The organism is Brevibacterium picturae, assembly GCF_900105045.1.
Lineage (GTDB): Bacteria > Actinomycetota > Actinomycetes > Actinomycetales > Brevibacteriaceae > Brevibacterium > Brevibacterium picturae.
This window is the reverse complement of the sequence record NZ_LT629739.1, coordinates 863171-874976: the sequence shown is the minus strand read 5'-3', so window position 1 is coordinate 874976 and position 11806 is coordinate 863171. Positions and strand designations below refer to the sequence as shown.

Sequence of the window (11806 nt, the reverse complement as noted above, 5' to 3'; positions counted from 1 at the left end):
GACGCGAGATGTTCCCCGGTATCGACCCGGTGTCGAGTCGGCGCGGTCGCTCAGCTGAAGCTCGGAAAGTCGAGTTTGTAGCGGACGTTCGCGCCCGTGACCGATGTAACCTTGACCGTGCCGTAGCGCTTCTCGCCGTATGCGGTGACATTGCACGAGGCGGAGCCCTGCTCCGAAATGATCATCAGGTCGTTGAGGCATTCGACCTCGTCGACCGTCGTCCCCTGCTTCGAGTACGCATCCCGGATGTCCTCCTCGAGCATGGCGGCGGGAATCTCACCATTGCCGTGTTCGTCGATTTCGAACCCGGGTTCGCCGGCGCCGGTGTTCTCACCGCTTGAACTCGATGATCCCTGTCCCGCCGAGGTGGACGTTCCCGAGGACGAGGAGCCCGTTGAGGTCGACGATCCAGAATCGGAGGACGAGGTGCCGTAGCCAGAGCTCGTGCCGTCGTTCGAGCCTTGACTCGAGGAGGAATCGGGAGCCTGCTCGGTTCGCGTCTCGTCTGTTCGCGAATCATCAGGATCGGCCGAACCGTCCTCTCCCTGCTGCGCTTGGGTCTGATCCTGATCGGGAGGACCGAAGGAGATGTTCATATCGCAGGCCGAAAGAGACAGGGCTGTGGCGAAGGCGCCGGCGACGGTGATGGACCGAATGATCTTCGTGGTCTTCATGGTGGACTCCTGATGACGTGAGGTGGTGTGTATACGACAACTCTGTCAACGGAATTCGCCGAGGTGGGCCCTCCTGTGTTCGCATTCGGGGACTCGTGTTCCAGGTCGGTTACATCGCATATCTGCCGCCCATTCGTGGAAGAATCGAAAGATATCTCGCCGCCGATGTCGAGAATGCGCATGTGGCTTCGTCCCAGGGATGTCAGCGAAGTTCGCGACGAGCAATTGATCAGAGGAGACAATCATGGCCAAGTACCTGATGCTCAAGCACTACACAATGGCCCCCGAGTACATGCAGTACACCCCGATGGAGGAGTGGACGCCGGACGAAGTCGACGCGCACATGAACTACATGAACGCTTTCGTCGACAGGCTGAAGGAGACGGGCGAATACATCGGCTCGGAGGCACTGTCCCCAGAGGGCACGTTCGTCCGGTACGACGGAGAGGGAAAGCCGCCGGTCACCGATGGTCCATTCGCGGAGACCAAGGACCTCATCGCCGGAGGAATGATCATCGACGTCGAGTCCTATGACCGTGCACTCGAACTGGCGGGCGAACTCTCGGCGGCACCGGGCGCCGGAGGCGAACCGATCCGCGAATGGCTCGAACTTCGTCCCTTCATGGGAGTCACACCGAACACGACGGACTGAACGAGTGACCATGAACGACGATGAGCTGCGCAACGCCGTTCCCATCGTGATCGGCATCCTCGAGCGGAGGGGAGCAGACTTCTCCACCGCCGAGGATGCCGTCCAGGATGCCCTGATCGAGGCGTTTCGCACGTGGCCGGTCAACGAACCCCGCGATATGCAGGGCTGGCTGATCACAGTCGCCTGGCGCAAGTTCCTCGACCGAGTCCGGGCGGAGTCCTCTCGGTCAGCGCGGGAGGAGCATTCCTTCGCATTGACCACCGACGCAGCGACCACCTCGGCGGATGACACGGTCGACCTTTACTTCCTGTGCGCCCATCCTGACCTCAGCCCAGCCTCGGCGGTGGCGCTGACCCTGCGGGCCGTCGGCGGGCTGACGACCCGTCAGATCGCCGAGGCCTACCTGGTGCCCGAGGCGACGATGGCTCAGCGCATCTCCCGGGCCAAGCGCACGCTGGCCGGGCGCCGGCTCAACCGGCCGGGAAACATCTCCGCCGTCCTCACGGTCCTCTATCTCGTCTTCAACGAGGGCTACTCGGGAGATGTCGACCTCGCGGCAGAGGCCATCCGCCTCACTCGGGTACTCGCAGCATCGATCGACCATCCCGAGGTCTCCGGTCTGCTGGCGCTCATGCTCATCCACCATGCCCGCCGCGAAGCCCGATTCAGCGCCGATGGTGGACTGATCACCCTGGGCGAGCAGGACCGGTCCCGGTGGGACTCTCACCTGATCGCCGAGGGCATCGGCATTCTGCAGACCGCGCTCGCCCGCGAGGAACTCGACGAATTCCAGGTCCAGGCGGCCATTGCTGCTCTGCACGCCGATGCACAGCGAGTCGAGGACACCGACTGGCCCCAGATCGTCGAATGGTATGACGAACTGCTCAGGCTGCACGACAGCCCGATCGCGTCCCTCAACCGTGCCGTCGCGATCGGGGAAGCCGACGGGCCGGCGGCCGGACTGGCCGAACTGCGCAGGCTCGATGACTCCCTGCCCCGGTACTTCGCGGTCGAAGCGCACCTGCGAGAACGGGCAGGAGACGACGATGTGGCGGCGAAGCTCTACGCCAAGGCCGCGGCCAAGGCGAGCAACCTGGCCGAACGTGACCACCTCGTGCGTCAGGCGGCCAGGCTGAACTCCGAGCACTGACCACTGCACACGCGGTAATCTGAGTCCATGGTTGAAGCGAACGTGGACAGCGTCATGGAGACATTGGCGGCGATGGACGATCCCAAGGCTCGTGCGATCAATGAGAGGCACGGGGACGATCACGGGGTGAATCTGACGAAGCTGCGGTCCGTGACCAAGGAACTGAAGAGGAACGACGAGCTCGCACTCGAGTTGTGGAACACCGGCGATACCGCCGCCCGCCTCGTCGCGATCCTCATCATGCGTCCCCGCAGCTACGATGCGTCACAGCTCGATGCCATGTTGAGAGAGGCCCGCGTACCCAAGGTCCACGCCTGGTTGGTCACCTACATCGTCAAGAAGTCGAAGCATGCCGAGGCACTGCGCCTGACCTGGATGGACGACCCCGACCCAGTCATCGCCTCCGCCGGGTGGGCGCTGACCAGCGAACGCGTAAACAAGTCGCCCGAGGGCCTCGACCAGCCAGGTCTCCTCGACATCATCGAAGCGCAGATGCTCGGCGCCGAAGAGAGCCTGCAGTGGGCGATGAACGAAACCCTGTCGTATATCGGCATCGAGAACGAAGAGCTGCGGCCACGTGCCATCGACATCGGCAACCGCCTCGGCGTCCTCGAGGACTATCCGACCTCGCCGAACTGCACCTCGCCCTTCGCTCCGACCTGGATCACGGAGATCGTGGACCGCAAGCAAGCGGGATGAGTCCGACCTAGACCGCCACGATGTGAGGGTGCTGCCGGTGGAAATCGGTGGCCTGCTGGAACGTATGCCCTGCGGCCAGCAGCAAGCCCTCCTGGAAGTCTCCGGCGACGAACTGAGCGGCCAGCGGGGTGCCGCGATCGGAGAATCCCGCAGGCAGAGTGATCGAGGGCATGCCGCAGTTGTCGATCGGCGCCGTGGGGACCGTCACCGCGGCAAACAACTCGGCGTCCGAGCCGAGGTTCTCCATCTGCGTGATCGTCGGTGAGGCGGCTCCGATGCCCGGGAGCAGCAGCAGATCGATGTCGGCCATGAGTGCGCGCATGCGACCGGTGAATGCCCGCCTGGATTCGAGCAGCTCGTGGTAGTCGACGGCCGACAGTCCGCGTCCCACCTCGATGAGGCCAGCGAGGTCGGGTCCGTACTCGGCCGACCTCGACGGATAGTTCTCCGTGTGAACGCCGGCGGTTTCGATCCCGCACAGGGCAGTCCATTCCTGCGCCGCCTCGGGAAACCCGGGGGTGCGTACGTCGAGGACGCGCCAGCCGAGGTCGACGAGCACCTCAATGGTGGATTCGAGCATCTCATTGGTGTCGTCATCGAAATGTTCGGCGGCCAGGTCGCGGTCGAAGCCGACGACCGGTGTGCGCTCGAGCCTGAGCTGCTGGCTGTAGCTGGGGACGGGTTCGAGCGCCGTGGTCGGATCGTTGGGGTCATGGCCGGCAATGGCCTCGAGGATGATGGCGGCGTCGCGTGCGCTGCGCGTCATCGGCCCGATGTGGTCGAGGCTCGGCGCGAGCGGAAAGATGCCGTTGCGCGAGACCCGGCCCCAGGTGGGTTTGAGTCCGGTGACGCCATTCGCCGAGGAGGGCAGCCGGATCGATCCGCCCGTGTCCGAGCCCAGCGATCCGTAGCAGAGGCCCGCGGCGGTGGCGACGCCCGAGCCGCTCGAGGAGACCCCGGACCAGGTGTTCGGCTCCCAGGGGTTGACCGGGGTCGGCAGATCGGGATGATGCCCGGTGAAGGCGCCCTCTGTCAGACGCAGCTTCCCGAGGATCACCGCCCCGGCCGCCCGCAGGCGAGCGACGACGGTGGCATCGTAGTCGGGTTGGAAGTCGGCGTGGATCGTGGTGCCCGCGCCCGTCGGCGCGTCGTGGGTGTAGGCCAGGTCCTTGATCGCCAGCGGCACGCCGTGCAGCGGTCCCAGCCAGTCCCCGCGAGCCAGACGCGCATCGAGGGCATCGGCCTCGGCCAGTGCCGATTCCCGCATCAGGGTGACGAAGGACAGAAGGTGGGAGTCGAGCTCGGCGATCCGATCGAACATGGCCTGCGTGGCGTCTCTGGAGCTCAGTCGCCCGGACCTGATGAGTTCCGATACTTCGTGCAGTTCGCGGAACTCGAGCCCGCTGTTCGCCGAGGTTGTGCTGCTGCTGGCCATGGACGCCTCCTTGCATCGGTTTTCCTCATGCTATCGGGGAAAGTCCGGAAGGTCACTGCTGGTCAGATCCACCACCGGCGAGTTCCCGCAGGGCTTGGACGTGAGCGTCGAGACGATCGCGGCCTCCTGAGGTGATGGACACCCAGGTGCGGGGCCGCTTGCCGACGTAGCCCTTGCTGACCTCGATCATGCCTGCCTTCTCGAGAGCGGAGATATGTCGGGAGAGCACGGAGTCTGAGACTCCGAGAGAATCGCGCAGGAGTTTGAATTCGGCCCTGTCCCGATTCTTCAGGCTCGCCACGATTCCGAGTCGCGTGGGATTGCCCAGATCTGATTCGATCCGAGCCAGGGAGCCGCCGAGGTTGGGGATCGTCTCGTGTGATTCGTTCTTCATTCTGGTGCCTCGTCCCTTCTCAGCGGCGCAGACCGAAGAGGGCCATGATGGGGGAGAGGACCCAGAGGAAGCCGGCGGCAGCGAACGGCACCCAGGAAGTGGGGGTGAACGAGTCGACGATGATCGCTATGAAGAAGGCGACGAAGATCAGCGGCAGCCAGGTGCAGAGGAGGACGGTCGAACGACGACTCCAGCTCAGAGCTTTGACGACATAGACGATGATGGCCGGCACCAACCAGGCGCCTCCTGCGCCGAGGAGGATCAGCTGAGTCGTATTGTCCTCGATGATCCCCACGGCGAGGATTCCCACGGAGACGGCTGCGCTGTAGACGAAGAGCATCGTGACCAGCGGCCAGGCATCGCCGGATCGGGCCCGAGTCTGGTGTGACTCGACCTGCGAAAGAAGGTCCTCTGCCTGCTGCGGAGTGGGCGTGCTCATGACAACTCCTTCGTTGCTGTCTTCACCGAGATGCGGTGTCCTCCGAGTGGAAGTGATTACAGACTAGCAAGTACTTTCCATGTTGGAAAGTACTTTCGCGAAGTTCATCTCAATGAGCGTCGTGCGCACCTCGGAGACTGCCGGTGGTGCCCGGCGCTCACATGGCCGCAGCCGCCACGGTGGCCGCGAGTTCGGTCGCACTGGCGAGGTGGTCCTCGGTGACCTCACCGGTGACGATGAGAGGGTCGAAGGCGAGCTTCCAGCCGAGGCCCGTGGTGATCTGCTTCATCGCGGTCTCCGCCCCGGTGGTGTCATAGCCTCCGTGAATCCAATAGGAGAACGGGCGGCCGGCGGTCGGCTCCCTGACCTCGTCGTATGTGGTGTCGAAGAAGTGCTTGAGGGCACCGGAGATGTAGCCGAAGTTCGCGGTCGTGCCGAGAACGAATCCATCGGCGGCGAGCACGTCCGCGGACGTCGCCTCCAGCGCGGGACGGACCGTCACGTCGACGGCGCCCAGCTCCGGCATGCGCAGCCCGGACAGCGCCGCCTCGGCGATTTCAGTCGTTGCCTGTGAAGGAGAATGATGAACGAGCAATATGCTGACCATGGGACCAGACTAACCCTGCAGCAGTTCGACGAGGGAGGATTCGTGGCAGTCATCTTTGATCCGCTTCGAGGCCGGACGCGGCCCGCGGCCAGCCACAGTGATGAGGAGATCATCGACGTGCTCACCGGCGCTGACGGGACCGTGGGAGTTGACACCTCCGGGTGGGCGGTGCTGACCGGGGCCGGGATGAGCACGGACTCGGGAGTTCCCGACTATCGGGGGCCCGACGCAGTGCCACGGCAGCCGATGACGATCCAGACCTTCCTGTCCCACCCCGATCAGCGGGCCCGCTACTGGGCGCGCTCCTGGGTGGGCTGGCCGCGCATGCGCTCAGCGCGTCCGAACGCGGGCCATCTGGGACTCGCGGCGCTGCCCGTTGCCGGAATCGTCACGCAGAACGTCGACGGACTCCACCAGGCCGCGGCGAGGCAGATGGGCAGCGACAGCCCGGTCATCGACCTGCACGGCAGCCTTGATCGCGTCATCTGCCTTGACCAGGGGCACATGTTCGACCGCGACTGGGTCCAGACCAGACTCAGTGAGCTCAACCCCGACTTCGCGAAACTCGTGGGAATCGACCCGATCGATGTCGAGACGGCGCCCGACGGTGACGTGGATCTGGAGGAGACGGCGGACTTCGTCGTGACCGATTGCCCCCGCTGCGGCGGATTGCTCAAGCCAGACGTCGTGTACTTCGGTGACTCCGTGCCGCCGGCACGGCTGCAGGACGCGAATCGCATCTGCGATGAGGCGAGCGGAATCGTCGTGCTCGGATCCTCACTCGCGGTGCTTTCCGGGCTGCGATTCGTCCGGGCGGCCGCGAAGGAGTCGAAGCCGGTCGTCATCGTCACCGACGGTCCCACCAGGGGCGATGAGCTCGCCGACTACCGCTCGATCTCCCGCGTTGCCGATTTCGTGCAGGACTGGGCACTCAGAGGAATCCAAGGCGATGATGACAAGCTTCAGGCATGACCAATCTTGCACGAACCGAACGCCTCCGCCTCGTCGATGCAGCACGCAGAGCCGGTGAAGATGCCCCGACTCTGTGTGAAGGCTGGACGACACGTGACCTGGCCACGCACCTCGTCATCCGAGAACGTCACCCGGTTGCCGCCCTCGGCATCTTCGTGCCGAAGTTCGAGGGCAAGCGCGAGGACCAGGAGCAGGCGTATGCCTCGATGCCGTATTCGCGTCTGCTGGGTCTGGTGGCATCCCCGCCGAGGTGGACCCCGGGTGGGTGGCCCGGTGTCGAATCCGTGATGAACACCGCCGAATATCTCGTCCACCATGAGGACATCCGACGCGCGGAGATCGAGTGGATCCCACGCCGCCTCTCCCAGGCCGAGAATCGTGCGGTGTGGGCAGCGTGCCGAACCGCGCTCCTGCCCTTCGCGGCCAAGGTCGAGGGACGTGTGGAGATCAACAGCCCCGGTTTCGGACAACGCGGCGCGGGTGGACAAGGCAGTGGCAGCACAGTCACCGTCACCGGTGAACCCGTGGAGATCCTGCTCTACCTCATGGGTCGCGAGCGGCGTGCCCTCGTCGACGTGAAGTGAAACGACTGCTCCAACAGGCGAAACGGGGGAAAACCCCCGAGGAGCGCAACGGTTTATATCATTCACTCCGCCGCGCAGAGTTCCTAGGCTGGTACCAACAGCACAGAGACGAGCAGAGGCAGAATCATGGACCCGAACTACACACCCAACACCGAATACACATCGAACAACGGCTACACCGCGAACACCGGCTACTACGACCCGAACCAGAGTTACAGCACCGGAGCCCAGCCGCCGCAGTCATACCGTGCGCGGGCCGAGGAGGATCCGGGCAAGGTCCTGGGAATCATCTCCCTGGTCGCGACTCTCTCGACGTTCCTCGGCTTCAACGTCATCGGGCCCATCGTCGGCATCATCACCGGCCACATGGCGCGCAAGAACTCACGGGGTGCCGGCTTCGCCGACAATGAGATGGGCAAGTGGGGCTTCATCCTCGGCATCGTCTTCATCTCGCTGGCGGCACTCGGCGGCCTGCTCGGCCTGTCGATTGCCGGCTTCGCCGGACTCGCCGGACTCCTCGGAGCCTGAGGGTCAGAAGAGCTGAGGAACTCAGTAGCCGACCCAGGCTCCGCGCTCCTGATTGAGCACACGGGGGTGAAGCAGAGTAGAGGCCTCGACGTCACCCACGGAGGCCCGATCACGGTCGGGAGGAAAAGTCGTGGAGGCGGCGAGCACCTCGGCGGTGGCGAATTTCAATCCCTCGGGAGCATCCCGAGGGATCGTCACGTCCGGACCCTGTCCGCTGGCCCCGCCGTGTCCGGAGGCATCGGCGAGGAAGTAGCCCCAGTCACCGAAGCTGGGGACATCGACGTGATAGGGCGTGGTGGACAGACCGGCCTCGGCGACGGCCTCCCCGATGCCCCAGTATGCCTCCGGGGCGAAGTACGGGGAACCGGCCTGAACGACGAGGCGGGCCTCGGGAGACATCACCTGCTTGATCAGGCCGTAGAACTCGATGCTGTAGAGCTTCGAGGTGGCCACATCGTCAGGGTCGGGCAGGTCGGCGATGACGGCGTCATAGGCGGTGTGCTTCGCCTCCCGCAGCCAGGTGAACGCATCGGCTGCGATAGTCGTGACTCGAGGATCGTCGAGCGCATCGTCGTTGAAGTCAGTGAAGTGCTCAGAGTTCTTCGCGAGCTCGAGGACACGCGGGTCGAGGTCGACGAGCGTGATCGATTCGACGTCGGGGTACTTGAGGATCTCACGCACCGCCAGACCGTCCCCGCCGCCGAGGACGAGGACGTTCTTCTTCGGTCCATTCATGAGCGGGTGCACGAGGGACTCGTGATAGCGGTATTCGTCCGCCGAGGCGAACTGCAGGTCCCCGTTGAGGTAGAGCCTCGTGTCCCCGGTCTTCTGTGACTCGGTGAGCACGATCTCCTGATAGTCCGTGCGCTGAGAATAGACGATCGGGTCCCGGTAGAGGCGCTGGCGGGTGGTCATCTCGATGTCGTCGGTGTAGACCCAGACCACGGTGAGGCCGCCGACGATGACGACCAACAGTCCTGCCAGGATGACCTTTGCCCGGGTCCCGATCTCGGCGCGGAAGAGCCAGAGGACGATGAGGATGCCCACGACGGTGTTCGTGATGCCCACTGCCAGGGCACCGCGGGGCAGGCCGAAGACGGGGAGCAGGATGAAGGGGAAGGCGAGACCGCCGACCAGCCCTCCGACATAGTCTGCGGCGAAGAGATCGGCGACGGCGCTCGAGGCCTTCTGCGCGCGGATGCGCTGGACGAGCTCCATGAGCAGAGGGATCTCCGCGCCGATGAGGACCCCGATGACGAAGGCGAGGACGACCATCGCGATCGTGTAGACATCGGCGAAGGCGAAGGCCAGGTAGAGCAGGATGACCGAGAGCCCGCCGATGATGCCCAGTGCGGCCTCGATGAGGGCGAAGGCGACGGCGGCGAACTTTGTCAGGCGCTTCGTGGCTAGTGAACCGACGCCCATTGCGAAGACCATCACCGAGAGCACGATGGAGGCCTGGACGATCGTGTCGCCGAGGAGGTAGGAGCCGAGCGCAACGAGCGCGAGCTCGTAGACCATGCCGCAGCTGGCACAGATGAAGACGGCCAGGAGCACGAAGAACCGTGCGGGCCCCGGCTTCAGCGGCAGTGTGATCGGCCGGGGACGGGCGTCACCAGGGTCGGTCTGTTGGCTCAAAGGAGTGCTGCGGCCATGATGCCCGCGATGCCCACGTGAGCGGAGGCATTGACCCAGACTTCGGGGTGGAACGAATCGGGTGTGATCATGTCGCCGAGCTTGCCGGGTGTGAAGGCGTCGATGAGCAGGAAGCTCAGCGCCATGAGGATGATGCCGACGATGCCGAAGACGAGTGTGGAGATGATCCCGAAGACGAAGTCATCCGCGCTGGCCCGAATCGCGGCGATGACGATGATCGCCACACCCAGGAGGTCGGAGGCTACGAGGATCGCGGCATTCTTCGACTTCTCCTGCCACAGGATGACGTGGAGCTTTCCGGGGGTGAGGAGGTCGACGACGAAGTAGCCGATGAGCATGAGCGCGAGGCCGCTCACAGCGTAGGAGAGGACGATCCCAATCTCGAGGATGAGGTCTGCGAACATGATTGCCTTTCAGAGTGCTGTTGGTGTCGTGGGTGCTGTCACTTGCCGGTGCCGGGTCCGCCGCCGCGGAATCCCGAGCCATCGCCGTAGTTCGTGCCCGAGCTGCTGGAGCTGCCGCCGAAGAAGGGCAGGAAGAAGAACCCGCCGCCCCCGCCGCCGGAGCCGTCCGAATCGTCCGTGCAGCCATTCATGATGCCGCCGAGGAGCAAGACGATGACGACCAGCGCGATGATGGTGCCGCAGCCGCAGCCCCTCTTCTGGGAGCCCTGACCATTGTTCGAGGGGTCATTGCCGCCACCGGGACCGCGCCCTCCGCCACCGGGGCCGCGCCCTCCGCCGGCGCCTCTCCCGTTCTCGGCATCGAAGTTGAAGGAGCCTCCGCCCATGGAGACGTTGGGGTCGTGGCTCATGAAGTCCTCCTCAGCTCACTGTGGCTGTGCACGATCTGTCGGTGCTGCGGATAGCAGTGCCAGGTCTGCCAGGAGACCTGTTCCGGATCGCTCCGGGTCAGCGCCAGTGCCGTGAGCGCGCCCGGCTCGCCGGGGAAGTCGACGACGAGATGATGATCATGAGCACTGGAGGCTCGCACCACCTCGGCGGCGGCATCGGTGAAGCTGCCCGCGACGTCTGTCAGCTCACACCGGAACCGATGTCGGGTGAAACTTGGCCAGGTTCCGTCGGTGGTGCGGGTCGTGCCCCAACCGGGACGCTCATCCGCGCCGAGGCAGGCGAAGGTTTCGATGAACGCATCAGTGTCGTTCTCGCTCAGGATCACCTGGTGGGAGGAGCCGATGACGTGGAGTTCGAGACACGTACGAGCCTGTCCGTTCGGTGCCGGCAGATCTACGATCGTCGAGGCCAGAGGGGTGATGCGGCCGTGGTCGAGGCTGAAGCTCAGCTCCTGGGCAGACGTATCGGTATACACCACGTCGGCTGTCACCGGCTGCGTCAATGGGGGAGTGAGTGTCATCAGCTGCCCGAATAGATGGTGAAGGAACCGACTGGAATCGATTCGCCGGTGCTCACTTCCCAACGGCCGTGGTCGAAGCGTTCGAAGGCCAGCAACTTGCCGTCATCGGACTCGTAGTCGACGTAGTCGACGCCGCCCTTCTCGTTCAGACCGGTGGTGCCCTCGGCGCGGTAGGAGGCGGTGCCGTGTTCGACGAGTTTGTACTCGGTGCCCTCGATGGTGATGGTCTTGGACTTTGGTTCGATGTCGAGTTCGGGACGGTCACTCCAGCGCGAGACCTGTAGGTCGGGGTCCTTTTCGACGGTCAGCCACAGGCGGGTGGCGGACTGGTCGGCCTGGAAGAAGTGCTCGGCCCAGTCGTAGCCGCCCTCGGAGATGCGCAGGGTGCCGCGGACGAAGAATTTCTCATTGCCGAATTCGAGCAGGTCCCCGGCCTTGATCGCCTCTGGGTCTCCGCCGGTGTTTCGCTCCGGGGCGAAGGGGTCCCGCGGTTGGGCGGGAGCCTGGTGCTCTTGAGCTTCGCGGGCTTTTGCCGCGCGCCTGCGGACGATGATCACCGTGATGAGCACGACGACGATGAACACCAGGGCGATGATTAGGATGTTGGACACGGGTGCCTGCTTCACTTCGGTAGCCGGAACT

General features: G+C 64.5%; 16 protein-coding genes. 6 read left to right on the top strand and 10 right to left on the bottom strand.

The window, feature by feature from the left end:
• Positions 1–50 precede the first annotated feature (50 nt).
• The gene (locus BLT92_RS04135) at positions 51–674 is read right to left on the bottom strand and encodes a hypothetical protein (protein WP_092103424.1); all 624 of its coding nucleotides are present in this window, start codon (positions 672–674) and stop codon (positions 51–53) included.
• Between the two features lie 244 nt (positions 675–918).
• On the opposite strand from BLT92_RS04135, the gene BLT92_RS04130 reads away from it, so the two are divergent.
• Genes BLT92_RS04130 through BLT92_RS04120 form a run of 3 tightly spaced genes read left to right on the top strand, consistent with a single transcriptional unit; the run spans position 919 to position 3175 of the window.
• The gene (locus BLT92_RS04130) at positions 919–1326 is read left to right on the top strand and encodes a YciI family protein (RefSeq protein ID WP_092103422.1); all 408 of its coding nucleotides are present in this window, start codon (positions 919–921) and stop codon (positions 1324–1326) included.
• 10 nt (positions 1327–1336) lie between these two features.
• Positions 1337–2476, top strand: a complete 1140-nt coding sequence (locus tag BLT92_RS04125; protein WP_092103420.1) for an RNA polymerase sigma factor — start codon at positions 1337–1339, stop codon at positions 2474–2476.
• Positions 2477–2503: 27 nt separating this feature from the next.
• Positions 2504–3175, top strand: a complete 672-nt coding sequence (locus tag BLT92_RS04120) for a DNA alkylation repair protein (protein ID WP_092103418.1) — start codon at positions 2504–2506, stop codon at positions 3173–3175.
• A 7-nt stretch (positions 3176–3182) separates the two neighbouring features.
• Here BLT92_RS04120 and BLT92_RS04115 read toward each other — a convergent pair whose 3' ends face one another.
• The 4 genes from BLT92_RS04115 to BLT92_RS04100 all read right to left on the bottom strand — a co-directional run bounded on the left by BLT92_RS04115 (position 3183) and on the right by BLT92_RS04100 (position 6050).
• A complete protein-coding gene (locus BLT92_RS04115) occupies positions 3183–4610 on the bottom strand; it encodes an amidase (RefSeq protein WP_092103416.1) in 1428 nt (475 codons plus the stop codon).
• Between the two features lie 52 nt (positions 4611–4662).
• Positions 4663–5004, bottom strand: coding sequence for a winged helix-turn-helix domain-containing protein (locus BLT92_RS04110; protein WP_092103414.1), 342 nt, complete (start codon positions 5002–5004; stop codon positions 4663–4665).
• A 19-nt stretch (positions 5005–5023) separates the two neighbouring features.
• Positions 5024–5443: a hypothetical protein gene (locus tag BLT92_RS04105; protein WP_092103412.1), complete on the bottom strand. Its 420-nt coding sequence runs from the start codon at positions 5441–5443 to the stop codon at positions 5024–5026.
• Positions 5444–5600: 157 nt separating this feature from the next.
• Positions 5601–6050, bottom strand: coding sequence for a flavodoxin family protein (locus BLT92_RS04100; protein WP_092103410.1), 450 nt, complete (start codon positions 6048–6050; stop codon positions 5601–5603).
• A 42-nt stretch (positions 6051–6092) separates the two neighbouring features.
• Between BLT92_RS04100 and BLT92_RS04095 the strand changes: the two genes are divergently transcribed.
• From BLT92_RS04095 to BLT92_RS04085, 3 genes are all read left to right on the top strand, one after another.
• Complete coding sequence (locus BLT92_RS04095; protein ID WP_092103408.1) at positions 6093–7022, top strand: Sir2 family NAD-dependent protein deacetylase; 930 nt, start codon at positions 6093–6095, stop codon at positions 7020–7022.
• Complete coding sequence (locus tag BLT92_RS04090) at positions 7019–7606, top strand: TIGR03085 family metal-binding protein (RefSeq protein ID WP_092103406.1); 588 nt, start codon at positions 7019–7021, stop codon at positions 7604–7606. Before BLT92_RS04095 ends, BLT92_RS04090 begins: the two co-directional genes overlap by 4 nt.
• A gap of 126 nt (positions 7607–7732) precedes the next feature.
• The gene (locus tag BLT92_RS04085; protein ID WP_092103404.1) at positions 7733–8134 is read left to right on the top strand and encodes a DUF4190 domain-containing protein; all 402 of its coding nucleotides are present in this window, start codon (positions 7733–7735) and stop codon (positions 8132–8134) included.
• Positions 8135–8155: 21 nt separating this feature from the next.
• Here the strand turns inward: BLT92_RS04085 and BLT92_RS04080 are convergent, their stop codons facing one another.
• From BLT92_RS04080 to BLT92_RS04060, 5 genes are read right to left on the bottom strand one after another with little or no spacing between them, the layout of a single operon-like run.
• Entirely contained in the window at positions 8156–9772 is a 1617-nt protein-coding gene (locus tag BLT92_RS04080) for a polyamine aminopropyltransferase (RefSeq protein WP_092103402.1), read from the bottom strand.
• Complete coding sequence (locus BLT92_RS04075; RefSeq protein WP_092103401.1) at positions 9769–10194, bottom strand: DUF350 domain-containing protein; 426 nt, start codon at positions 10192–10194, stop codon at positions 9769–9771. The genes BLT92_RS04080 and BLT92_RS04075 overlap by 4 nt, the downstream gene beginning before the upstream one ends.
• A 38-nt stretch (positions 10195–10232) precedes the next feature.
• Positions 10233–10604 carry a hypothetical protein gene (locus BLT92_RS04070; protein WP_092103399.1) on the bottom strand — a complete coding sequence of 124 codons (372 nt, stop codon included), beginning with the start codon at positions 10602–10604 and terminating at the stop codon, positions 10233–10235.
• Positions 10601–11164: a DUF2617 family protein gene (locus BLT92_RS04065; protein WP_092103397.1), complete on the bottom strand. Its 564-nt coding sequence runs from the start codon at positions 11162–11164 to the stop codon at positions 10601–10603. Before BLT92_RS04065 ends, BLT92_RS04070 begins: the two co-directional genes overlap by 4 nt.
• Complete coding sequence (locus tag BLT92_RS04060; protein WP_092108769.1) at positions 11164–11775, bottom strand: DUF4178 domain-containing protein; 612 nt, start codon at positions 11773–11775, stop codon at positions 11164–11166. The genes BLT92_RS04065 and BLT92_RS04060 overlap by 1 nt, the downstream gene beginning before the upstream one ends.
• Positions 11776–11806: the final 31 nt, after the last annotated feature.

Coding starts and splice junctions, on each gene's coding strand:
- BLT92_RS04135 (WP_092103424.1), bottom strand. CDS start 674: ATGAAGACCACGAAGATCATTCGGTCCATCACCGTCGCCGGCGCCTTC.
- BLT92_RS04130 (WP_092103422.1), top strand. CDS start 919: ATGGCCAAGTACCTGATGCTCAAGCACTACACAATGGCCCCCGAGTAC.
- BLT92_RS04125 (WP_092103420.1), top strand. CDS start 1,337: ATGAACGACGATGAGCTGCGCAACGCCGTTCCCATCGTGATCGGCATC.
- BLT92_RS04120 (WP_092103418.1), top strand. CDS start 2,504: ATGGTTGAAGCGAACGTGGACAGCGTCATGGAGACATTGGCGGCGATG.
- BLT92_RS04115 (WP_092103416.1), bottom strand. CDS start 4,610: ATGGCCAGCAGCAGCACAACCTCGGCGAACAGCGGGCTCGAGTTCCGC.
- BLT92_RS04110 (WP_092103414.1), bottom strand. CDS start 5,004: ATGAAGAACGAATCACACGAGACGATCCCCAACCTCGGCGGCTCCCTG.
- BLT92_RS04105 (WP_092103412.1), bottom strand. CDS start 5,443: ATGAGCACGCCCACTCCGCAGCAGGCAGAGGACCTTCTTTCGCAGGTC.
- BLT92_RS04100 (WP_092103410.1), bottom strand. CDS start 6,050: ATGGTCAGCATATTGCTCGTTCATCATTCTCCTTCACAGGCAACGACT.
- BLT92_RS04090 (WP_092103406.1), top strand. CDS start 7,019: ATGACCAATCTTGCACGAACCGAACGCCTCCGCCTCGTCGATGCAGCA.
- BLT92_RS04085 (WP_092103404.1), top strand. CDS start 7,733: ATGGACCCGAACTACACACCCAACACCGAATACACATCGAACAACGGC.
- BLT92_RS04075 (WP_092103401.1), bottom strand. CDS start 10,194: ATGTTCGCAGACCTCATCCTCGAGATTGGGATCGTCCTCTCCTACGCT.
- BLT92_RS04070 (WP_092103399.1), bottom strand. CDS start 10,604: ATGAGCCACGACCCCAACGTCTCCATGGGCGGAGGCTCCTTCAACTTC.
- BLT92_RS04065 (WP_092103397.1), bottom strand. CDS start 11,164: ATGACACTCACTCCCCCATTGACGCAGCCGGTGACAGCCGACGTGGTG.